The 23,817-nt window shown below is 45.0% G+C and carries 13 protein-coding genes; 12 read left to right on the top strand and 1 reads right to left on the bottom strand.

Features of this window, described 5'->3' with window-relative positions; genetic code table 11:
* The first annotated feature begins 12 nt into the window (after positions 1 to 12).
* The 12 genes from E0E36_RS06525 to E0E36_RS06470 all read left to right on the top strand — a co-directional run bounded on the left by E0E36_RS06525 (position 13) and on the right by E0E36_RS06470 (position 22,290).
* On the top strand, positions 13 to 10,560 hold the full coding sequence (locus E0E36_RS06525) for a Hint domain-containing homing endonuclease (protein ID WP_130855256.1): 10,548 nt from the start codon (positions 13 to 15) through the stop codon (positions 10,558 to 10,560).
* Positions 10,561 to 10,857: 297 nt separating this feature from the next.
* Entirely contained in the window at positions 10,858 to 11,766 is a 909-nt protein-coding gene (locus E0E36_RS06520; protein WP_130855255.1) for a helix-turn-helix domain-containing protein, read from the top strand.
* Positions 11,767 to 11,840: 74 nt separating this feature from the next.
* Positions 11,841 to 12,683, top strand: a complete 843-nt coding sequence (locus E0E36_RS06515) for an SDR family NAD(P)-dependent oxidoreductase (protein ID WP_130855254.1) — start codon at positions 11,841 to 11,843, stop codon at positions 12,681 to 12,683.
* A complete protein-coding gene (locus E0E36_RS27990; protein WP_242627142.1) occupies positions 12,650 to 13,420 on the top strand; it encodes an Atu4866 domain-containing protein in 771 nt (256 codons plus the stop codon). Before E0E36_RS06515 ends, E0E36_RS27990 begins: the two co-directional genes overlap by 34 nt.
* A gap of 275 nt (positions 13,421 to 13,695) precedes the next feature.
* The gene (locus E0E36_RS06505; RefSeq protein ID WP_130855253.1) at positions 13,696 to 14,325 is read left to right on the top strand and encodes a Crp/Fnr family transcriptional regulator; all 630 of its coding nucleotides are present in this window, start codon (positions 13,696 to 13,698) and stop codon (positions 14,323 to 14,325) included.
* A gap of 70 nt (positions 14,326 to 14,395) precedes the next feature.
* Positions 14,396 to 14,788: a DUF4267 domain-containing protein gene (locus tag E0E36_RS06500; protein WP_130855252.1), complete on the top strand. Its 393-nt coding sequence runs from the start codon at positions 14,396 to 14,398 to the stop codon at positions 14,786 to 14,788.
* A gap of 81 nt (positions 14,789 to 14,869) precedes the next feature.
* Complete coding sequence (locus E0E36_RS06495) at positions 14,870 to 15,052, top strand: P-loop NTPase family protein (RefSeq protein ID WP_130855251.1); 183 nt, start codon at positions 14,870 to 14,872, stop codon at positions 15,050 to 15,052.
* 154 nt (positions 15,053 to 15,206) lie between these two features.
* Entirely contained in the window at positions 15,207 to 15,956 is a 750-nt protein-coding gene (locus tag E0E36_RS06490; RefSeq protein ID WP_130855250.1) for an SDR family NAD(P)-dependent oxidoreductase, read from the top strand.
* Between the two features lie 217 nt (positions 15,957 to 16,173).
* The gene (locus E0E36_RS06485; RefSeq protein WP_130855249.1) at positions 16,174 to 16,539 is read left to right on the top strand and encodes a hypothetical protein; all 366 of its coding nucleotides are present in this window, start codon (positions 16,174 to 16,176) and stop codon (positions 16,537 to 16,539) included.
* A 92-nt stretch (positions 16,540 to 16,631) separates the two neighbouring features.
* Positions 16,632 to 18,020 carry a TolC family protein gene (locus E0E36_RS06480; RefSeq protein ID WP_130855248.1) on the top strand — a complete coding sequence of 463 codons (1,389 nt, stop codon included), beginning with the start codon at positions 16,632 to 16,634 and terminating at the stop codon, positions 18,018 to 18,020.
* Positions 18,021 to 18,028: 8 nt separating this feature from the next.
* Positions 18,029 to 21,202, top strand: coding sequence for an efflux RND transporter permease subunit (locus E0E36_RS06475; protein WP_130855247.1), 3,174 nt, complete (start codon positions 18,029 to 18,031; stop codon positions 21,200 to 21,202).
* Positions 21,203 to 21,204: 2 nt separating this feature from the next.
* On the top strand, positions 21,205 to 22,290 hold the full coding sequence (locus E0E36_RS06470) for an efflux RND transporter periplasmic adaptor subunit (protein WP_130855246.1): 1,086 nt from the start codon (positions 21,205 to 21,207) through the stop codon (positions 22,288 to 22,290).
* A 405-nt stretch (positions 22,291 to 22,695) separates the two neighbouring features.
* Here E0E36_RS06470 and E0E36_RS06465 read toward each other — a convergent pair whose 3' ends face one another.
* A complete protein-coding gene (locus E0E36_RS06465; protein WP_130855245.1) occupies positions 22,696 to 23,814 on the bottom strand; it encodes a hybrid sensor histidine kinase/response regulator in 1,119 nt (372 codons plus the stop codon).
* Positions 23,815 to 23,817: the final 3 nt, after the last annotated feature.

Genomic DNA, 23,817 nt, shown 5'->3' with positions numbered 1-23,817 from the left:
CAATTATAAACCATGGGACTTTTAGACACTTTTAGAACTACCTTACAGGAACGCCTTTCCGACGGAAAGCTTGCTATATATGCAGCAGATTTTGGCGCTAACAGCCAGATCTTTTTGTCTACATTAAATACTGATACTCTAAATTTTACGGCTACTAGCATAAGTCCCGAAGGAAGCCCTTTGCTGGTCACCGGACAAGCGGCGCTTTGGAACTTGTCAAGCTCCTTACAAGCGCAACTCACTGTTATCGAAAAAAATGAAACTCTCCAATTTAGTATTCAGCATCAGGAAGCCTTAACGGGATGGAGTTTTCCCGATAGCTTTCCAGATTTGCAGAACACGTACTTTGACAATCTCGATTTACAGCAAACCTGGCTTATTGGCTGTTCCTACGCACACGCCATTGAACTTCCTTCAGCTAATTTGGAAGCTGGTTTAAATTTCATCTCAAACAGCACGACCACCGCAGCTTTGGCCAGTCTGCAACAATTAAACACAGCCATACAAACGGTAGCCTTGCGAGGGATGATCCAGACAGGCGAGGCAGCTACTCAAGTAAGCCTACAAGCGCATTTAGAGCAACCGATTAATTTGCAGCTAACCACTACCACTCTACTCCTTCAATCGGGTAACGAGCAAGCGCTCAACTTAGCTTACCTTAAAGGAACGTACCAAAAAGAAAATTTCACCTATCCCGTAGCTGTAGAAGTGCCTACAACGCTCGACCTCCTAGATCAACTTTACATTACGTTGAATGAACGGTTGAAGGACGGTCAACTTACTATATTCGACACAGATTTCGGCGATGTCGTAGCTCCATTGTTTGATGCGGCGGTATTTGCTCAGACGCTGCAACTTAGCAATGCATCACTAGAACAGACGAGAGATCAGCTTACCATAAACGGCGATACCCAAATTTATAACCTAACAAATCAGCCAATCCGGATTCAAGTGGTAGAGACCGATAATCAGCGGCTCGATTTCACCTTACACATAAGTCCACTTCCGGACGATTGGTTGCCATCCACTAGTTTCCCGCAAACACAGAGCGAACTCTTTGATGGACTAATACTGTCAGAAAAAGCCATGATTGCCAGCTCCTATGCGCAACAGAACGTGGCGCCGATAGGTGCGCTCGATCCCGGGCTTAACCTGTATTGGGTTGCATCACTGAACGAGGGCTCATTAGCGGTACTTCGCAATATATACACGACAGAAGATGCTCTTGCCTTACGCGGTAAGGTAACACAAAAGAGTGATGGTTACCAATTGCGCATGAACAGCGAATTGGCCGGCACCTTATCTATTGCACCAATAGGTTTAGAAGCAGCCACCTTGGTATCTCCTATCCTTTCGCTAAGCAGCGAGGTGGCCGCAGCAAATCAGGTGGTGAATACCGCTTTTGTATCCGGTATGTATACCCTATCAGCATCCTTCAACTATCCGGCCAAATTAACCCTTCCGAATGCAGCCAATACCAACTGGTATTTAAGTAACGACACAACAGAAGGGATTCAGCTGGCCACGATGGAAGATGCCATTCGGTTGGCGGGAGGGAATGCGCTATCCGGTATCTTCCCGCCTTCTCTCACCAGTTTGCTGCAACTACATGTGGGCGGTAACTACATCCAATTTGATCCCAGTACACAACTATGGGCCCAATTTTTTGCAGCCATTACTTTCTTGCCTAATGAAGATGGCACAGCCCGGTACTGGCAGATATTGACTAGCCCCAATATTGCAGTGGGCGGTTTTCAATTCGGCCTGAGCACCACGTTCGTGCCTTCAGAAGATAATCCAGCGCCTTTTATTCTGCAGGCCTTCGTGAGCGGCGAAATTGCCATTGGCAGTGTTACCAATCTGAAAGTTGTTATGCAAATTCCGCTGGAAGGCAATTGGACACTCCGCATTAGCGCAGACAATGTGCAGCTACCAACCTTAACTGACCTAGCAAACTTTATATGGCCGCAAGGAGGACATTCGGAACAAGATATTTTGGCACCGCTCCCCGAAGGCTTGGTAGATAGCTCGCTCAATATTGCCATCAATGAAATTGCAATTGCCTTCAATCCCTTTACGCCGGCACTGTCTTCTGTCAGCTTCGACCTCTCTCAAATCGGAAGCTGGAAAATTTTAGCCGATTTCGAAGTATATGGTTGGGACGTTAATATGTTCGTAGATGTAGCGGCTAACTATACCATCACCGGCTTACTACACGGCTTCATGAAGATAGGTACGGTGGCAGACATGGAGATAAGCATGCCCATTCCTGCAGGTGAAACGGGTTGGACCATTAGCCTAAAACCCGGTAGCACGATCGAGTTTCCAGGTATAGGCGAATTATTAAAATTAATTGGCGGATCTTCCGATGGGTTACCCGCCAGCTTCAATACTTTTGGCAATTTTAGCTTAACGCAGTTGCGCATCCAATTTATGCCCCAACCGGCTAACATTAAAAATTTTCAATTTGCATTGAAGGGCAAACAAGACTGGGTGGTACTGCCTGATTTCCTCAGTTTCTCTAGCGTATATGCCTCATTGAATATAAGTCAAGAAGACAAAGGGTATAACAGTACCGGCACCTTCAATGCCTTTGTCCATATTTTCAACAACGCTATATGGATACAGGCGTATCGGGATGATTTAGCGAAAAACTGGCAATTTACATTAGCGGTAAAAGACACGATCCATCTACCCGGACTAAGCGATCTTGCCAATTGGATGCTGCCTGCTGTGGTGGTCGAATACATTCCAGAAACGTTTATGCCCTTTGGGAAAGGTTTTGATCTCACCGCGTTAAACATTAGCTTCAATATCACCACAGAAATAGTTGAAAAGATCGACTTCACGATTGTTAACAGTGCTCCATGGCATGCAATAGGTAATCTTCTAGTGTTCGATAATGCCCGTATTGAATCAAGTGTACAAGTAGTGCCGGAAGATCCCAATCATAGCACACTTACAATGCATCTCGGCGTAACGCTTTTTGTATCTAGCGCACCCATTGTTTTTACGGCAGATTACAGTTCAGAGGCACCGCATTGGGTATTTACCGCTAGCTTACTGAGCGAAGAGCGTTTTAACTTCGATGCATTTTTGCAGGCAATACACCTCAACGAGCTATTTGTAATTCCAAATTCGATTGGCTTGCCTACCCTTACCATTAGAACGTTAGAAGGTCGTATGACCCCCGAAACCGGTAACTTTCAAGCCAGCGGGTCAATTATCGTTATGCCCTCTACGCCGCCTGCGAACAACCAGACGGCCGATTGGACCGTACCGTTTTTAGGATTGGAACTAAAGATGTTTGGTTTAGATGCCGAAGTGGCCTTAAAAAGCCTCGAACCCGAAGATCCCGCCAATAAAAACTTCTATAAAGCTAATTTGCGTGCGCTCTTGGATATGAACAGCCTTCAAGTGCTGCTTACTTTGCAACTTGGCTCTGCGGGCATAGACACCATTTTTACCGGTACCCTAACCGTAAATGAGATTGCTTCCTTACAGATAAGCACTTTCGGCGATGGATTAGTGGCAGATCAACCGGATACTGACCAAACCAGCTGGTCAGTACTTACGCCCAATGACATGCAGGCAGTCAATTACGCCCAAGCCGTTGTATATTTTAACCAAACACAAAACCAATTTTTCCTATACGGTGCCATCGCCAATTTCGGCGATGCCATACTACTTGCGCAGAAAACAGCAGATGGCGATGAACGTGGTTATCTTTTCGCCTTCGCTTTGGCAGAAAATTTTAAATTTTCCAGTCTTTTCAGTGCGCTTGCACCCATTGATAACATTTTACTTGTAAGAAATGCCAGTATCGCCATCACAAGCTATACCCTGCCGTCTGTAGCAGATCTGGTTCAGCAGGTTGACCAAATACTAAGCATCAACAACAAACCGGGTACCGTTCAAAATCCGATAAAACAGGGTAACTTACCAACCGACACCTTAGAAAAAGGAGTCCATCTTTACGCGCAACTGCTCTTTACCGGGCCACTTTTTGCCGTATTTACACAACTAGATGCAGATAGCACAAGTGGCCTGGACGTGACGCTCTATGCTTTTATCTCAACCCAAGCCGAACCCAATCAAGGTTCAGCAAAAACTATTTTTCGGGCCGTAATCGCTCCGTTTTCCATCATTTCCGGCATCGTTCAGTTCAGTGGAGCTAACGAAGATCCCGGCGTCCTTCTGGAGTACACACAAACCGCGTCAACTGAATTTAAACTCAACGGAACGATTAGTTTTCAAGTATTTGGAGAAACTTATGCTTTTATAGGCAATTTACTGGTAAATAAAGATCAAACCCATTTCACCTTAACCACCACGCCCGATACGAGTGTCACGATCCAGTTGTTTCCAGAGAACTTGCCACCGGTATTTGTACTGCGCGACCTCGGGCTCGATGTACTATATTATTTTCAAACAGAAACACGGAAGGAAAAACAACTGGAACTACAAGTATCCGGGCGGATCGAACTTCTTGCTGCAATTTTCCTCCAGGCCAACCTTTACCTATTAAATGGAAATCCTATGCTTGCATCCGTTAGCCTTAGTCAGGATTTTTCCATCAGCAGTCTCATCGGAAACTTGGTAGGTAACGGTCAAGCTTGGCCTACTGATTTCTTTGATATTGTATTCAAAGCCAATAGCGATCAAAGTCCATCGCGCGTATATTATTATGATGCCCAAGCAGATCCTGCCCATTTTGCGGGTAACGGTTTTGTAAACGGCTATAACTTAGAAGCCACCATTGATTTAACTTTTCTCTATACCATCAGCTTACAATTACGTATTAATGTACAAAAGGATATAGGGATGGAAGCAAGTCTAGGGCTTAGCGGTCCAATCTCTATATTTATATTGGAATTAGCCGGTAAACAAAAAGCAAACGAAGGCAATAAACAATATATCAGCGGACCTCTCTTAACCTTGAACACCAAAGCAGAAACACCTGTTTTTGGTTTCGCTACAGGTTTCAATTTCTTTGAATATCCCTTCGGTACAGCAGATATAAGCATTGGTTCGAAGAGCTTATCCAACGGTCGTACTGAAACCAAGATCGGTGCAAAATTAACAGCAGATGAAGCTGTACCGATTTTCGGCAACCTTTCGATTGATTTTACCTACTGTCAAAGCGAAGGTTTCGTCGTCAATAACTGGCCGTCCTTTACGCAGCTATACGAGAGCATACAGAAGATTATTGATATAGCTGATGAGGTTTCCAAATTAATGAAAGCAACCGACCCCACCTTCGTTTGCGGCGCCATTGTCGATTTAGTCGCCGATGTTGCCTACAGCAACCAGTTTACCATGACACCAAGCTTTGATACTGTGGAAGATGAGGGCGGCGAATACACCTTATACTTTGTATTGGATGGGCAATTTTCCGTGCTCGTAGCCAATCAGCAGGTCAGCACCATTGACTTTCCCGATACCGTGCGGATTCCGTTGCCGGACAATACCTCTTTCGATGATTTGGGTAATTATATTGCAGCGGCATTAAAAGAATCAGCAAGCTCTTTCGTTAAAAGCTTAGTCAATAATGGAGCGCAATGGGCACAATTAGCCGCTGTGTTATTTGTAGAACAGGCTGCAGAACTGGCGGCCCAGTGGCTATGTGAAGGACTTATAGATGCACTCACTGCCGAAGCTATTGCAGCCGGAGCTGCAGCGGTAACATCGGCGGGCGGCGTAGCGGCACTTGCAGCAGGCGGAGCCGCCGCTGCCGCAGCAATCACAGCAGGTGCAGTTGCGGCAGCGGCTATATTCTCCTCTTGCTTCACAGCTGGTACCGAAGTTATTTTAGCAGACGGGAGTGTAAAGCCTATTGAATTGATCGGCATCGGCGATCAGCTCTTGGGCTATGATGGACAGATTAACACCGTAGTGGCCTACGATCGGCCGCTACTTGGTAAAAGAAAGCTGTACGCTTTCAATGATGGCCCCTTTTTCGTAACAGCCGAACATCCCTTTTTAACTGAAACGGGATGGAAAGCCATCGATCCCGAGGCCACCAAAAGAGAAAATCCAAATCTGCCCGTTACCAAACTTGAAGGTGGTGATAAGCTGCTACTTGCTAATGGGCAACGTTTGGTGCTCAGCTTGATCCGTTCGGTTGAGGCCGATTTTCATACTCCGTTATATAATTTTAAGCTAAGCGGCAATAATACCTACTTTGCCAATAAACTGCTGGCGCATAATAAAGGGAGCACCTGTTTTATTGCAGGCACGCAGGTACTACTGATAGACGGTTCTACCAAGCCCATCGAACAGGTTCAACTTGGCGATAAACTGTTAGGAATGGATGGACAGATAAACGAGGTGATCGGTTTCGACCATCCCCTTTTAGGTAACCGTAAACTCTATGCGCTGAATAAAGGCGATTATTTCGTAACCGCCGAGCACCCTTTTTACACCACAGAAGGATGGAAAGCCATTGATCCCTTGGCAACCGCGGCAGAGAATCCATCGCTGCAAGTTGGGATGCTGGAGGTAGGCGATATACTCGCTCTTATAAATGGTAAACAGGAGGAGCTATTAAGCATCGACAGTACTGAGGCTGATCCACTGACACCACTTTACAATTTTCTGCTGACTGGCAATAACAGTTACCACGCAAATGGATACCTAGTGCACAATAAAGGTGGTGGTGGCGGAAATGATCCCGATCCGGAAAAACCAAGTTTTGCCAGCCCTCCACTTAGCTTGGCGGGAACTACGCTTACTGCACAATGGAACGGAGCCTCTTATGCCGTCGGGTACGAACTAGCCTTTTATGATCCAAATGGGCAGCAGATAGGCACTATACAACAGTTCGGTATGAATACCTATCAAGGTAGCGAAACAATTTCCCTTCAATTTAATGGTGGTAGCTACCGTGCAGATTTGAGGAGTACTCGTGATTCGAAAAAATCGGATTGGGTATCAGTCACTATTCCGAAACTGGCGGATCCGCATGATGTACAGCTGAGCTATACACCTAACGATGATAAACTTGCCATTAGCTGGGCGCAGGATGGAGCTACAAATTTTGAGATAACCGTATTTAACACGGCAGACGGCATGGCCTGCTGGCAAAGCCCTGCCCAAACAAGCCCGATAACAACCACAACCGAAAATTGGGTACCAGGCACTTATGCTGCAAAGGTAACAGCCACCAAACAGCACAACGCAGAGGTTGTTCCGAGTCAAAGCGTGCAATCCGGAAATACGATGCAAAAACTGCACGCAGTAAGCGCCTTCACCCTCGCCGCCAATCAACAATCGCTGCAAGCCAGTTGGCAGGACAGTCAGACAGGTGTTGACCACTACCTACTCGAAGTGATACAAGGCACCGATAAGCAACAATACAGTATTCCCAAAGACGACAGAAACTATTCAGTTGATACGTATAACTTAGCAGCGGGTAATGTTAACGCAATATTGTGGGCCATCGGCAACGGTGTAAACACCATAAACGCCCCCGCAGCTACGAGCAACAATCTTTCTAAACTCGCTTCGCCGGAAACCGTCGGTAGCATGCTAGATAAACAAGCCGGCTATATTCAATGCAACTGGAGTGCTGTTGACGGAGTTGTCACCTATGCGGTACGGGTGGTAGACGAAAAAGAAGCTTCAGTTTGTTATGTAGACAACATCGCTCCAAACACCCTCCAGTCTGATATTTCGCTTACTTCGTTACAAGGAAGCGGAACTTCGCTCACCGTGCAGGTCAAAGCTTGCGGCAACGCCCAGATACTAGACGGTAACCCCACTTCTTCACCTGAAAACATTAATCGGGCGATCATGCCTTCTGCTCCTACCCTGTCAATTGTAGACGGTAAAGTTGTTACCGATTGGGAGCAAGTCAATCCGAATCAAGGTTACACGGCAAATCTATACAGCAGCGAAGAGCTGGCAGATACCAGTTCCTTTGCAACGGATCAAAATCACTGGGAAATCTTGCCAGACCTCTTTGATGGCGATATCGGCCCCTTTAGCGCCCGTGTGCTCACCCTTGCTGATGCGCAAACAATCAACAGCGGGCTTTCAGCCAGCAGTAATATGGTCGAGCGGCAAGCCACACCGCAAGAGGTTCAGTTAAGCTGGCTCATCTCCGCGACAGCAGAAGAAGACGGACCCGGCGGGGCAAAGATCACAACCACGCAAGAACTGCGCGTTAGTTGGGCCCAAACCGAGCCAAGCGTACAAATCCTTGTAGAAGTCCAAGAAGTGGATACTCCCACTGTTTTAGCTAGGCGAACTGTTAGCGGAACAAGCAATAGCTGTAGCTGGCCTGCAGACGGTCTTCCTTCCTTGCCTAATGGAATTTACCGAGCTTGGGCACAAATTTTGGGCGATGCTAACAAACTCAACAGTTTACCTGGAGAAAGTGATCCAGTAACTATTATCAATTTACCCGCACCTAGCTTGCAAGCACTCCTAATAAAAGACGGCAATGAAATTCAGGCGGAGCTGGCGCAACTTTCCAAAGAGGCCACGGGCTACGAAGCCCAACTGCTGGCAGATGCTACACCCCTGGGTGAGATCATACCCATGCAACTCGCAGAAAGCGATCCGCCGAAATACCAAGCAAACTTTACCATACCTGATGAAACCGGCAACACTTTTACGGTACAAGCTCGCGCCATAAAAGAGGGTTACGCTCCAAGCGCTTGGCAACCTGCGCCTAATACGGTAGCTAGGCTAGCAGCAACAGAACCAGCTAGCCTTAGCCTTACCGCCAATAAACTCAGCGCTACCTTAAGCCAAGAAGTAGCAAATGCAACTGCTTATTGGGCACAGCTGGTTATAGATGGCACACCTTCAAACGAGGCGACACAAATGGTAAAAGAAGATAACATCGGTTATACCGCTTCTTATACCTTAGACACTTCGGTGGCAGGGAAGGATATCCAAGTACGTACACACGCTACTGCAAGCAATTTCATCGATAGTATTTGGACACTTTCAGATGTGATCCACTATAACCCGATTGAAACACCTCAAGCGCCTTTACTATCCCTTGCGGGAGATACGCTGAAAATTATCCCCCAAGATCAATGGCTAGCTGCTACCCATTATGAGGCGCAGCTTGTTGATCCAAACAATGGCATGCCATTGAATCCACAGCCTCCTATTCAATATGATGAACAAGGGGCAAAGGTATTATTGAGCGACCTTAAGGCAGATACGGCCTACATTGCCCGTATCCGAGCGCTCAATCCTGCGCCGCCACAACTCTTACAAAACGGAGATGCCTCGGCCGACTTCAGCGGTTGGAACATACTGGAAAATGGTGGCAACGGTTGGGCCATTGAAGATGGACCGGCTAAAAGCTGCCCCGGTACTACAAGCCAACACAACTTCGTTACTTCTTATCTATGGTGTAAAAAGGCGCAAACCATCGACCTAATAGCCAATGGTTTTACCGCAGCGCAACTTGATGAAGCACCTTTGATTACAGTAGCCGATTGGATTTCTTCCAGAAGCGATTGCAATGGCATTTATCGCATGTATATCGAGCTAAGAGATACTAACAATCAAGCTATAGCCAGATTTGACAGCGGGGAGGTTATCGCACCGAGTACACCCGATTGGGTCTACAAATGGGAGCGCATAGCACATCAATTTACGGATTATGGAAAGGGCGTTCGCTCGGTATATTTTGAACATAGTGGCAAAGACACCAAGTTCTGGAGGGGCCATTACGGCAGTAAAATGACAGGGGCCGTTGTTTACCTAACGCTCCCCTATCCAGGGGCACCCGGCCCTTGGTCCGCACTTTCAGAACCCATTATTACGCCTGCCGCCGGTAACCCCGCTAGCCTCAGTATCGTAGCTGGCAATAACCAAGCAGTGCCACGTACAAATCTGACACACATTCCAGGAGGTCAGGCCTTTTTCCAGCCATTAATCATTGCCGTGCGGGACGATAAAGGAGTGGGTGTGCCAGGTGTAGAAGTAACTTTTTCTGTAGGTGAATTTCCAAAATCAATGGCGGTACAAATTGACCCGGGTGGCGCAGCGAAGACAGTAAAAATCCTGACCGATAGCAGTGGATTTGCACGACTTGAAAAATTGTCGGGCAATTCGGTCATATGTTACTATGACCAAGGTGATTTTACCATTATCGCTGCTGGTTTTGGGCAGGCACAAACATATTCACTAACAGTTCTTCCCACACCACCGCTACCTCCTTTGCCAAACGCGAAACTCACCATTATAAGTGGTAATGACCAAAAGCTTGCCCGTACGGCGGGTGGTGGGGGTCCTATATCCGCTAAATTTACACCAATGGTTGTTCTTGTAACAGACGAACATGATCGGCCAATAGCAAATGCATATGTAAGCCTCGGTCCGTTTGAACAGCCTACTGGTATGGCCGTACAGGTAGATCCTTCCGGCGCATATCCAACGATGGTACAAACCGATCAAAATGGGATAGCACGTTTTGAAAAATTTTATGGAGGCTACAGTGTTTATGCCTACTATGCAATCGGCAGGTTTAGCGTGAAGGCTGGTGTTAACGAAGGCCCCGCAGTCACGTTTACATGCGAAGTAACAGCCTAGCCCCGGTCGCTGGTCATTCGCATCAAATCTCTCCGTACCGCTGTCGTACGGAGAGATCCAACATGGGCTATCCAATCCGTATGAAAATTAACTCATTTATGCATACAACGGATAAAATAGCAACATTAGAACAATGTTTATTACCTTTTCTTTTCTATACCTGGTTACTTTACCATCATTAACATGTCTTAGCAGGTGCCCCAACCAATTCAAAGTGAAATCAACGGTATACTTTGCTGCAGAATACGCACAGACAAACATCCAGCGAATTCTGTTTGATTTTCGTAACTTTGTCCCATGGAGAAAACGCAATCAATAGAAGAATTCTACAAAAGCAAACTCAACTGGGTACCCGACAATATCCGTAGGGAGATTGGCCATTTTAACGTTTTCAAGTTGGATGATTTCGCAGGCACCCATCCCAAACCGGTTCCGTACAGCAGAAAAGACTATTACAAAATCAGCCTGATTATCGGCAGAAATAAAATCTATTATGCTGATAAAGAAATCGAAATAACCAAGCAGGCATTATTATTTGCCAACCCGCAGATACCCTATAACTGGGAATCGCTTGATGACGAACAATCCGGCTATTTCTGTGTGTTTACACCCGCTTTTTTTCACCATTTCGGAAACCTGAGCAAGTACGAAGTTTTCCAGCCCAACGGTACACCTATTTTTGAAATCAACGATGAGCAGGCTGAAAGCATCAAGCAGATTTACCTGCAGATGTTTGAAGAAATTAGCTCAGATTATGAACATAAATACGATGCATTAAGAAATCTGGTGTTTGCTATTTTACATCAAACCCATAAAATGAAACCCGCAAAGAAAATTGACAAACAGGAAATCAATGCATCTCATCGAATATCCATCCTATTTCTGGAATTACTGGAAAGGCAATTTCCCATTGAGGACGTCAGACAACGCGTACAGTTCCGTTCCGCATCCGATTTCGCCAATCAACTTTCAATACACGTCAACCATTTAAGCAGAGCGATCAGAGAAACCACAGAAAAAACCACTTCACAGATTATCGCTGAGCGCTTATTACAGGAAGCTAAAATCTTGCTCACACAAACCACCTGGAATATATCAGAAATTGCCTTTGCCTTGGGCTTTACCGAAGTGACCCATTTCAACAACTTTTTTAAGAAACATTTGAACATAAACCCTACCCAATTCCGCAATGTTAGAATTTCGTAAGTTATTGTTAGCATTTCGTTAATTGTTCCGCTACGGCCGCTTTAATTTTGTGTCATCATAAAAAATTAAAACATATGGACACAACAAAAAAAGTTTGGTTAGTTACCGGTGCTTCAAAAGGTTTAGGCCTATCACTGGTTAAAAAATTGTTAGCGCAGAACTATCGCGTAGTAGCCACTTCCCGCAACATCCAGTCATTAATCGCTGAAGTTGGTGAAGTCTCAGACGTATTCCTACCACTGGAAGTTCGTTTAACAGACAATGAACATGTAAAGGAAGGAATTGCCAAAAGCATCGCCCATTTCGGTCAGCTAGACGTTATCGTAAACAATGCCGGTTTCGGACAAATAGGCACATTGGAGGAACTGACAGATGAAGAAGCGCGAAACAGTTTTGATGTCAACGTTTTCGGCTCGCTGAATGTCATCAGAAATGCCATGCCTTACTTACGCAAAAATAGATCGGGGCATATCTTCAATATCGCCTCTGTTGGCGGCTTTTCCGGTGCATTTCCGGGTTGGGGCATCTATTGCGCCACTAAATTTGCCGTTGTCGGTTTTACAGAGAGCTTGGCCGAAGAAGTCAAAGGATTGGGTGTACATGCTACTGTTGTTTATCCCGGTTATTTCCGTACCGATTTTCTCGCCAAAGGTTCGGTAAAAACACCTCAGCATACCATTGAGGAGTATGAAGCTGCCCGCCAATCCCAACAGGCACACCTTAGCGACATAAATGGCAATCAGCCCAATGATCCGGAAAAGGCAGCAGAAGTATTGATTGCGATAAGCAAAGAAGAAAAACCGCCGGTTCATTTGTTTTTGGGTAGTGATGCCTATGATATCGTGTATAAAAAAGTAGATTTTATAACCAGCGAAGTAGAGCAATGGAAAAGCTACACACTGTCTACGGCGCTCTAACGCTCGCACTATTTCTTGGGCATGTTGTTTTTTCTGCAAATGCCCAAGAAAAGAAAGAGTCTGCTTTGCAAAAACAGTTAGACTTGGTTGCCCATCAGTTTAAGCAATGGGAAAATGGCACAGCGAGTTTCTTTGATCTGCTAGCGGATGACGTTAACTGGGAGGTTAGCGGACGGTCTCCCGTTTCCGGTGCTTATAAAGGCAAGCAAGCGTTTATGGAGCGCGCTGTAGCGCCCATTATTGAAAAATTGAAAGAGCCCTTAAAGCCAAAACTAATTAGTCTTACGGCAGACGACCGATTTATCTGGCTTCATTTCAAAGCACAGGCAAAAACCAAAACGAATACGATTTATGAAAACACCTACATCTGGAAACTGCAACTCAACGACGGGAAAATCATCCACGCGGTTGCTTTTTTAGACACGTATGAATTAGTTCAATTAATGCAAAACAATATAACAGTTATGAAGAAAACAATAGAAGAAACCAAAGGGTACATCGGCATGTGGGTAACGGCAGATGGACATATACGCCAAGAATTACTTCCCGGCAACCGTTACGACGAAGCTCGGGGAAGCCGTCTAAGTGCTTATCAGGGAGCCTATAAAGTAAGCGGAAATGAAATCTTTTATCGAGATGACACCGGCTTTACGGCAGACGGAACATTTGTTGACGAAAATACCCTTCACCATGGTGGTTATATCTTTTACAAAGAAGTAAAAGACGAAAAACAATAAATAAGGTCCGTGCAATAATGAGGGTTTCAGCGTTGAACGTATCAAGCCCCTACTAACTCCCCACCAATTTCGCTCGTTATCAGATCTTTACCAGGTATCACCAGATTCTCATCAGATAAACCTGATCAGAATCTGGTAAAAACTTGGTATGAAACTAATTAAATATCGAGAAACCTATGAAGTAAGTATGAAAAAGGTAGCTGACTCTTGATGAGGGGATCTACTTGAATTAATTAAGTCGATGTATCGTTGTTGGATTGGCAAAAAGGAACAATATGCCTAAATTAGCGAACAGTCTATTTGACAATATGACGATGAACATCACCGCTATACATGCACCATTAATCGAGGTAATAGCACAAGCCATTCCACTCAATGTTGAGGAGATTGACATTATCCAACGCTTATTCAAGTTAAAAACCTATAAAAAAGGTACTTTTTTCTTAGCAGAAGGAGAAACCTGCAAATATGTTGGCTTTATCAAAAAAGGCATTTTGCGTTATTATATCAACGATGATGGAGAGGAGAAAACCTATGGCTTTTCCCAAGAAGCTGAATTTATTTGTAATTACGAAAGTTTTGTACCACAGAAACCTTCCCGCCAGATCATCCAAGCATTAGAAGACAGCGAACTATTGGTGATATCCTACCGTGATTTACAGCAATTTTACGATAAAATACATGCGGGTGATCGTTTTGGCAGGTTGGTCATTGAACAAGTGTTTATCCAAACGCTAAAAGATCTAAACTCCTTTTATACGGATACCGCACCATTACGCTATGAAAATTTTATCCGGCAGCATCCCGAGCTGCAGCAGCGCTTATCGCAATATTATATAGCCTCTTATGTAGGCGTAAAACCGCAATCGCTCAGTCGCATTAGAAAAAGGTTGCTCACTTCCTGATTTTGTTAACCTAGGTGCATTAAATTGAGTAAGCCATTGGGCAATTTTGTTTCAACAAAAATTCAATGTTATGCAACGTTTAACAAAACAAATCAATTGGTGGTTATGCCTACTTTCAGGCATAGGTTTATTATTTATTGGTGCCCGATTCTTTTTCGATCCGGTAGGCGCAGAAATTGCTTTCGGCATCAATACACCTACCAACGGAGATTTTTCGTTTCACCACATCAAAGGTGTACGCGACTTCTTTTTCGGATTCATTATCTTGCTACTGCTGCTGAAAAAAGATTTCCGGATATTGGGCTATATTCTATTGGCCGGAACCATCATTCCAGCTAGTGATTTCATCACCGTACTATCCTACCAAGGGCGAATAACCGGTTATCTTTATGCGCACCTTATAGCGGCAATAATATGCGCGGGCTGTGGACTATACTATAGCCTATCAGCAGCACAGCATTAGCGGTGATACATTTTTTTCATAGTTTCCCATTAATACTGGATAACTTTATCCAGTACTAGTGGATAAAGTTATCCATTTGTAATGGATAACTTTATTCATATTTTGCATAAACTCGAAAGCAAATATCCATTGGAAGTAAGCAACTATTGCTTTGAAAGCCGGTTGGAAGCCAATGAGCTTTATTTTGATTATAAAATAAACAAAGGTATTACGAAGAATAAAAATGCCACCCACTTAATGCAGAAAGCGGGTTTGATAAAGTAATCCACTTCTGTCAGGAAAATAACCACTTCCATTGTTTCCCCATTTTAACCGTTGTAAATCCGGTACCTTTTGCTTACCATGAATAACTCAGTATCCTGACGGTGAACAATGCAAATAGTTCATTGTTATACCTATAACAAAACTACAATCGATCATGGGTATTTTAAATGATAAAGTTGCCTACGTAACCGGAGCCGGTTCTGGTATTGGAAAAGCAATTGCCTTATTATATGCCAAAGAAGGTGCTAAGGTGGTTGTTTCAGATATAAACGACGAGCATGGTGAAGCTGTGGTGGCGTCCATCAAAAACGATGGTGGAGATGCCATTTATGTAAATGCCAATACAGCCATACCGGAAGAGGTGGAAAATCTCGTTGAAAAAACAGTAGCGCAATATGGCAGCTTAGACATTGCCTGCAATAACGCCGGTATTGGCGGAGAGGCTAACCTCGGTGCAGACCTGAGTATTGAAGGTTGGAAAACCATCATCGACATCAATCTCAATGGCGTATTCTATGGCTGTAAATATGCAACTGCCCAGATGTTGAAAAATGGAGGCGGCGCTGTTGTCAATGTAGGCTCCATCCACAGCATTACCGCCGTACCGCAGTCTGTCGGTTATGCTGCATCCAAACACGCGGTTTTGGGACTTACGCGCAATTTTGGTGTCGAATATGCTGCACAAAACATACGCGTCAATGCTGTAGGCCCCGGTTATATTGATACGCCGCTGCTAGATCAGCTTGATGAAGAAAAAAAGCAGGCATTAATCGGCAAGCATCCCATTGGTCGTCTCGGAACAGCAGAAGAAGTTGCCAACCTCGTCCTGTTCTTAAGTGCAGAGACCTCTACTTTTATCAATGGCAGCTATTATGCAATTGATGGTGGGTATACCGCTATATAAAGAGCTGCCATGATAACGGCAATGCTTTTTACCGATTAACTTCGTGCACCCTTCGGCCATGAAACAGACTTGTGCCGGGTGCGACCGGTTGTACCCGATAAACCCTTATAGATAACTGTAAACAGTTATTTTAACATTATATTTTTCTAATATATTACACGATTTATTTCAGGATACTTATCTTTGGCCTAAGCGGATAGTACTAACGCCGATCAACATGCCAAAGAACATCTTTTCAAAACTTCTTTTGCTAACGATAGCATTATTATTTTCAGTGAAGCCAATAGTCGGTTTTCATCTGTATGCTAAAACGCAGCCACTATCTGCCAACGAGCTAATCACTATTATAAAATCATTCAGTAAGCGAAAACAAGAATACTTCGATGATATGCTTTGCGAGAATGATATTGCAACGCAAAGCGGACAAACCAACTTATTACCCCTACGCTTAAGTTACATTTTACAATACATTAATCGCTATAAGGATCAGCTAACGAACTGGTTGGTTCAATTAAGGCAATGTTCAATCTATCGGTTTTGGCCCACTAAACAATACCTCATTTTCGAGCAATTAGCGCTATGATGCGCCTCCACTCCATTTTATTTCTTAGTAGGTGAAGCCTCCGTCAGGGTGATCACCTTAACGTCTCTCATTCAAACTAAAACAACGTACATATGCTCAAGCATTTTTTATTGCTTGGCTATAGCATGCTATGTGGCATACTGCTTTGCTATGGTCAAGAGAATCCTACCCCGATTACACTCCATCAGCTGTTGGAGCTGGTGAGACAACATGCACCCTCCTTACAAACCGATGCAGCAGCCTTAGCCATTCGGGAAAGTCAAATAAAGAAAACAGCAAACAACCGATCGCCAGATCTCTACTTATCTTATCAAACAAACCTAGGATCCAACAATAATGTCGCAGGCCCCTACTTTGGCTTCGGTATTGTACCCACCAATAATCGCGGTGTACGTGAAAGCAACAACTATCAGCCTGTCAGCTCCAATCTAGGTATTGCCGCCTTTCAGTGGGAGTTCGCCAACTTTGGCGCATACCGGGCACAGCGGGCCGCTGCAGAAGGCGACTTAGCCGTGGAGGCCAATAAGTTCGCCCAAGCGCAATTCGATTTGCAATCATTTACCATTTACAGTTACCTTCAGCTCCTCAAGCTAACGGACTTATCCATTATCCAACAGCGCAGCATCGAACGAAATGTTGAAATACATCGTTCTATTTTGGCTTTGGCCAAAAGCGGTATTCGTGCCGGCGTTGACACCAGCATGGCTGAAGCAGCGCTTTCACAGGCCAGACTGCAGCAGATTGACCTCAAAAATCAAGAAAATCAACTCAAAATAAGAATCGCCGCCGTGAGCGGACTCCAAGTACAGGAGGTTATTCCCGATACCGCAGCCGAGCATATCTTATTCCAACAGGTGACCGCATTACCTGCAACGCTACAGGAAACCAATCAGCATCCACTCATTAATTACTATCAATCCATTGTAGCCAATCAAGAGCTTAAAGAGGATCTGGTACGAAAAAGTTACCGTCCAAAGCTTTTCCTATCGGCGGCCGTATGGGGGCGCGCAAGCAGCGTAAACAGTGTGGATGAATTTCTTCCCCTTAACCAAGGTATCGGTATGCAACGAGGCAATTACTTAGTAGGCCTAGGTATTAGCTACAATTTGTTTGATAGGCGACGGCAGCGGCTCGATCTAGCCCTTACCGAAAGGCAAACCATGCGTGCCAGTAAAAAGCTAGCCGAAGAACAGGTGAATGTGCAAACTAATATCCTACAGGCTAAAGCCGAAGTAAGCGCCGCAGAAGAGCGCCTGCATGAAATACCGCGACAAGTGAAAGCTGCCAATGCAGCCTACAGGCAGAAGTTCTCGCTGTATAAAAACGGCCTAACGGACATTGTAGAACTGAATGTTGCACAAAACATGCTTTATCGAGCCGAAACAGACTATATAACAGCCAAGTACAACTACTACCTTGCGTTGTTTCATCAAGTTATTGCGCAGAACAACGTCGACCCATTTCTTCAACTCTTTAATTGATCTATCGCATGTCTTTAGTAACAAACGCATTAAAAAGGCCCATTTCGGTTATTATCTTTACCGTCAGCCTCTTGATATTCTCCCTTATTGCGGCCACCAAAATACCCATCGATATTTTTCCGAAGCTCAACTCCCCAACCATTTACGTCATTGAGTCGTATGGCGGGATGTCGCCAAAGCAGATGGAAGGGTTCTTTTCGTCGCGCCTTCAAGATCAATTCCTGTACGTTACGGGTATTAAGGAAATAAGCGCCAAAAATATTCAGGGTCTAACCTTGCTTAAGCTCAGTTTCTACGAAAAAACCGACATGGCCGAAGCCTCCGCACAGGTAGCCTTGCAGGTAAATCGTGCTATGAAATTCTTTCCTCCCGGCGCGTTGCCCCCGCAAGTGATACGCTTCGATGCATCGTCATTACCTGTAGGGCAACTGGTACTCTCCTCAAAGAGCCGCAGCCTAAAAGAAATCTACGACATGGCCAGCACCTTGGTAAGGCCAAGCTTCTCCGCTGTGCCGGGGCTGTCCGCCCCTCCCCCATTTGGTGCCAACTCCAGAACCATCACCATCAACGTGAATCCCAACAAATTGCGCAGTTACAACCTAACACCGGACGAGGTTGTACAAGCGCTCGCCGCTTTCAACGTCATGTCTCCATCGGGCAACCTGCGCATGGACAACAACATGTATGTAACCACCATCAATTCCCTCATAAAAGATGTAGATGAATTCGGTAATATCCCTGTAGTTACCAAAGACGGTGTTCCTATTTACATCAAAGATGTAGCACGCGTGGCCGACGCCTCCGATGTAACGGTGAGCTATGCCCTTATCAACGGGCGGCGTTCTGTTTACATACCCGCCGTAAAAACTGCAGATGCCTCCACCTGGTCAGTTGTAAAAGGCTTAAAAAAGAAAATACCCGAGATACAAAGCCTCTTACCAGAGGATGTTACCATTTCGTACGAGTTTGATCAATCCGTAGCGGTGATGAATTCGGTAGAAAGCCTCCTCACCGAAGGGGGGCTCGGTGCACTTTTAACCGGTCTTATGGTGTTGCTCTTTTTGAAAGATTGGCGAAGCAGCCTCATTGTCGTCATTACCATTCCGGTCTCCGTGCTCATTGGCGTTCTCTTACTCAGCCTTTTCAATCAAACCATCAACATCATGACCCTGAGCGGGTTGGCCTTAGCTATTGGTATTTTAGTAGATCAAGCTACGGTCACGATAGAGAGTATCCACCAGCATCAGGAAGCAGGCAAGCCGAAGCGCCTAGCAATCTACGATGCGTGTGCAGAAATTGCCCTTCCGCTCTTTTTGATTTTGCTGTGTATCCTCGCCGTTTTTGCTCCATCCTTTCTGATGGAAGGTATTCCCAAAGCCATGTTTCTGCCGCTGTCTTTAGCCATTGGGCTTACCATGATCGCGTCTTATGTCATGGCACAAACACTCGTGCCCATATTGGCCAACTGGCTATTAAAAGATCATGTCAAAGCAACCTCCCCAGATACCTCGCTGTTTGACAGGATACAAAAAAAATACCTCCATATATTAAGGGGTCTGATGAAATGGAAGCGTACAACTACCCTCATCTATCTCGTCGCCACCATCCTGCTCACGGCCTTCGCTTTCTCTTATATCGGCAAAGACATGATGCCAAAATTAAACAACGGTCAATTCCAATTGCGGATCAAAGAGCCTGACGGAACCCGTTTAGAGCGGACCGAAGAAAAAGTTAAGCAAGTGCTCGCCATTATCGACAGTACCGTAAACGGCCAAGTCGCAATCACTTCAGCCTATGTCGGTATTGTACCCAGCAGTTACGGTGTCAGCAACTTATATGTCTTCAATACCGGCACCCACGAAGCGGTTATTCAAGTAAACCTAAAAAAGGGATACCACATCAATACCGACGAGTTAAAAGACGCCCTCCGGCGCAACATTGCCTATAAACTTCCCAATCTACGGGTCAATTTCGAGCCCATTGATATGACGGAGAAGATTATGAGCCGAGGTGCCGCTACCCCCATTGAGGTAAGAATAGCCGGAAAAGATATGGATCAGTTAAAAGCTTATGCCCGTCAGGTAGAAGATGGTTTGAAACAAATTAAAGACCTTCGGGACATTCAAATTGCCCAGCCACTGAAAATGCCCACCGTTTCCATTCACATTGATCGTTTAAAAGCTGCACAACTCGGACTTAAAATGACTGATATTGCGCGCTCCGTTACCGCCAGCACCTCTTCAAGCCGTTTTACCGAAAAAATACAATGGCTTGATGAGAAAAACACCTACACTTATCAAGTGCAGGTACAAGTTCCGGAATATGTGATGAATACCATGGACGAACTACGCGAAATTTCCCTCGTAAAAGGCCAACGATCGCCCACCTTAGGCGATATTGCCACCTTTAACACTTCCTATGAAGCCGGGCAGTACGATCGCCAGGGCCCGCGCCGATACCTAACCGTTATAGCTAACCTCCACCATATTGATTTGGGGTCGGCCACCGTACAGGTCCAAAAAGTACTCGATCGGCTAGAGGCACCTCCGCGTGGTGTTACGGTGACATTACAAGGCATGGCAACCTTATTGGACGAAACCCTTCATAGTTTACAATTAGGCTTAGGCTTCGCCATGCTGGTTATCTTTCTTTTACTCGCAGCCAATTACCAGTCGACCAAACTCTCGCTCACTGCCCTTGCCACCATTCCGGCTGTAGTGCTCGGTTCGCTGGTATTTCTGCTGCTGAGCGGATCTACCCTTAACCTCCAATCCTATATGGGCATGATCATGTCAACAGGCGTTTCAGTGGCTAATGCCATACTTATTGTTTCCAATGCAGAACAACTCCGTTTGCATCACCAACATGCAGAAACAGCGGCCCTTTTCAGCGCCTCTACACGCCTTCGACCGATTATGATGACCAGTTTGGCCATGATTGCAGGTATGATCCCCATGGCCATGGGAATGGGCGAGGCCGGCGAGCAGGCTGCACCTTTAGGGCGCGCGGTTATTGGGGGGCTTTTTGCATCCACCTTTGCTGTGTTATTTATTCTTCCGCTCGTATTTGCCTGGGCTAAAGGAAAGGCCGGATTTCAATCTCCTTCCTTACTTCCCAACGCAATTGACAATGCACATAAACCAAGTAATCCATTAGTAACAGACATTATTCATAACAATTAACGATGAACAAACAACTTTATATCCTTTCCTTTGCTCTGCTCGCAGCGGCATGTGGAGGCCAAAATAAACCTGTTGACCTCTCGGCTCAAAAAGAAGGACAACAAACAAAAAGCCGTTACGAAATAGGGCAAGTAACCGAAAAGTCACTCGCCAGTTCCGTGCGCCTTCCCGGGCAGCTCAGACCCTTCAACGAAGTCAATATATTTGCTAAAGTCAATAGCTTTGTCAACCAGATTTTTGTAGACCGCGGCAGCATTGTAGAAAAAGGGCAATTGATGGTAGCCTTAGAAGCACCCGAAATGTTATCACAGCTACAATCCGCCAACTCGCGTTACATCCAAGCAAACGAAGCCGCCAATGCCAGTAGAGAAAAATATCGCCGACTCAAGGAAGCTTCTTTAGAAGAAGGAGCCGTATCACCACTAGACCTAGACAACGCCCTATCAAAAATGAAAGGTGATGAAGCCGTTGCCATGTCAGAAAAGTCGAACGTCGAAGCCATGAAGATGGTGCAATCCTATCTCAACATCCACGCCCCCTTTAGCGGCATGGTGGTACAGCGGAATGTCTCTGCCGGAGCATTAGTTGGCCCCGGAAAAAGCAATGAGCGGCCCATGTTCATCCTACAGGATATCGCCAAGCTCAGACTTGAAGTCCATATTCCGGAGAACTATGTAGATAAAGTAGATCTCAGTAAGCCGGTGTCCTATATCTTCAATAGCCAGCCCGGTAAGCGCTATCAAGGTAAAATCAGCCGCTCGGCCAACATGCTCGGTTCCACACAATCTGAAGCCATTGAAATAGACGTCATCAATAAGGATCAACGCCTCAAACCTGGTATGTATTGTGAAGTAAGCATCCCCTTATTATCGGGAGCAAGCTCCCTGCTGGTGCCCAATCACAGTGTTGTACGTTCAACAGAAAGGCAGTATGTTGTTAAAGTAGTCAACCAGAAAGCCGTCTTTGCAGATGTAAAGGAAGGAATCGCCGCCAACGATTCGGTAGAAGTTTTCGGTAACTTAAAGGCTCATGACCAGATTCTGTTACACGCAAACGATGAGATAAAAGAAGGTAGCACCATCCAATAAGATAAGGTGTATTATTGCGAGCTGTTTTTTCAAGACAGCTCGCAACTTTGGCAGCGAAAACACCATTTGAAACAACTTAAAATAATACCATCCGAACCCAGCATCCAAGAAGGTGTCACAACCAATTTGAAGTAGAGCAACGCTATAATAGATAAGGCATTACACATGCTGCAAAGAAAATGATCACTGTAGTTTCTCGGTTAACTTCGTCGTGTAATCTGCAAACTTTAATTCTGCCAGCTTATCGATACCAACAAGCACCTGTGCATTTCCATCAATGACATAGTTTTTTTCGGCAGGTAAATACCTGTGCCGAAAAGCTGTACCTTACCGTATTTACTTCTCCATACTTAAGTCGGCGATCGCATTCGTTGTGTCGTTATGCTAACCCCGTATCATTCCTCTTTACTCGGGTTTTGCCCTTCTCCATTTAAAATAAAATGTACTTCCTGTCCCAAGCTCGGAAACAACATCGACCGTTCCGCCCTGTTTCTCAACAAACATTTTTACTAAATTCAAACCTATTCCTGTATTATCTTTGGTATCACCGTCCACCTGATCGACCGTCTGAAAAAGGCCAAAGACCTTCGCGTAATCCTTCTGTGCAATTCCAGAACCATTGTCTTTTACATAGAATGTGTAAAAATCTTCATCCTCACGGGACATACCAGCTTCCACCTGCACCCGTTCCTTATCGTTGTGCTTAATGGCGTTTGAAATTAGATTTTGGAATACCTGATAAAGCTGTACAGCATTCGTATAAAAGCAGGGCAGAGGCTCTATAACAGAGACTTGCACCTTTTCTGGCAGGAACAAAGCAGCTTTTATATCTGACAAAAGGTCCTTTACCGATACCAATTCCTTCTCTTGAAAATTATGTGCATTTTTCGAATAATTGAGAATGGATGAAATCATTTGGTTTAGTTTATTGGCGGAAACTTCGCCTAAATGAAGATATGACCTGAGTGTTTCCTGATCATCATCATCCAGCGCATATTCCATCATGCCCAAGATGGAGATTAGGCCTGCCAAGGGCGATTTAAGATCGTGAGCGACGACGTACATAAAACGTTCCAGCTGATTGTTAATCTCTTTTTTTTCTTCCAGCGCCAATTTTAAGTTCTTCTGGTAAAAATACATACGTTCGAAAACGTTCACTTTCGCCTGGGCAAGCTTGATATCCAACGGTTTCGACAGGTAATCAACCGCTCCATCTGCGTATCCTCTCATCACATAATGTTCTTCCTTATTGATAGCCGTTACAAATATGATAGAAATCTGTTTCGTGCTTGAATTGGACTGTAAAATGGATGCCACTTCAAAACCATCCATTTCCGGCATCTGTACATCTAAGATGATCAACCCTATATCACCCTGTTTAATGGCGCACCTAAGCGCCTCATTGCCACTAGTTGCGCGTATAAACGTTCGGTTAGGTGCTTCTAAAATAGCTTCCAGCGTGAGTAAGTTTTCCAGCTTGTCATCGACAATCAGTATATTGATATTTTCCTTTTTATCTTGCATAAA

The sequence above is a fragment of the Olivibacter jilunii genome (assembly GCF_900607235.1).
Taxonomy (GTDB): Bacteria; Bacteroidota; Bacteroidia; order Sphingobacteriales; family Sphingobacteriaceae; genus Olivibacter; species Olivibacter oleidegradans.
The sequence above is the reverse complement of the archived record's forward strand: the minus strand, read 5'-3'. Positions and strand labels throughout refer to the sequence as shown.

Excerpts from the sequence above, each read along its gene's own strand:
- E0E36_RS06525 (WP_130855256.1), top strand. The coding sequence starts at position 13 with ATGGGACTTTTAGACACTTTTAGAACTACCTTACAGGAACGCCTTTCC.
- E0E36_RS06465 (WP_130855245.1), bottom strand. The coding sequence starts at position 23,814 with ATGCAAGATAAAAAGGAAAATATCAATATACTGATTGTCGATGACAAG.
- E0E36_RS06515 (WP_130855254.1), top strand. The coding sequence starts at position 11,841 with ATGGACACAACAAAAAAAGTTTGGTTAGTTACCGGTGCTTCAAAAGGT.
- E0E36_RS06505 (WP_130855253.1), top strand. The coding sequence starts at position 13,696 with ATGCCTAAATTAGCGAACAGTCTATTTGACAATATGACGATGAACATC.
- E0E36_RS06495 (WP_130855251.1), top strand. The coding sequence starts at position 14,870 with ATGGATAACTTTATTCATATTTTGCATAAACTCGAAAGCAAATATCCA.
- E0E36_RS06520 (WP_130855255.1), top strand. The coding sequence starts at position 10,858 with ATGGAGAAAACGCAATCAATAGAAGAATTCTACAAAAGCAAACTCAAC.
- E0E36_RS06485 (WP_130855249.1), top strand. The coding sequence starts at position 16,174 with ATGCCAAAGAACATCTTTTCAAAACTTCTTTTGCTAACGATAGCATTA.
- E0E36_RS06500 (WP_130855252.1), top strand. The coding sequence starts at position 14,396 with ATGCAACGTTTAACAAAACAAATCAATTGGTGGTTATGCCTACTTTCA.
- E0E36_RS06480 (WP_130855248.1), top strand. The coding sequence starts at position 16,632 with ATGCTCAAGCATTTTTTATTGCTTGGCTATAGCATGCTATGTGGCATA.
- E0E36_RS06470 (WP_130855246.1), top strand. The coding sequence starts at position 21,205 with ATGAACAAACAACTTTATATCCTTTCCTTTGCTCTGCTCGCAGCGGCA.
- E0E36_RS06475 (WP_130855247.1), top strand. The coding sequence starts at position 18,029 with ATGTCTTTAGTAACAAACGCATTAAAAAGGCCCATTTCGGTTATTATC.
- E0E36_RS27990 (WP_242627142.1), top strand. The coding sequence starts at position 12,650 with ATGGAAAAGCTACACACTGTCTACGGCGCTCTAACGCTCGCACTATTT.
- E0E36_RS06490 (WP_130855250.1), top strand. The coding sequence starts at position 15,207 with ATGGGTATTTTAAATGATAAAGTTGCCTACGTAACCGGAGCCGGTTCT.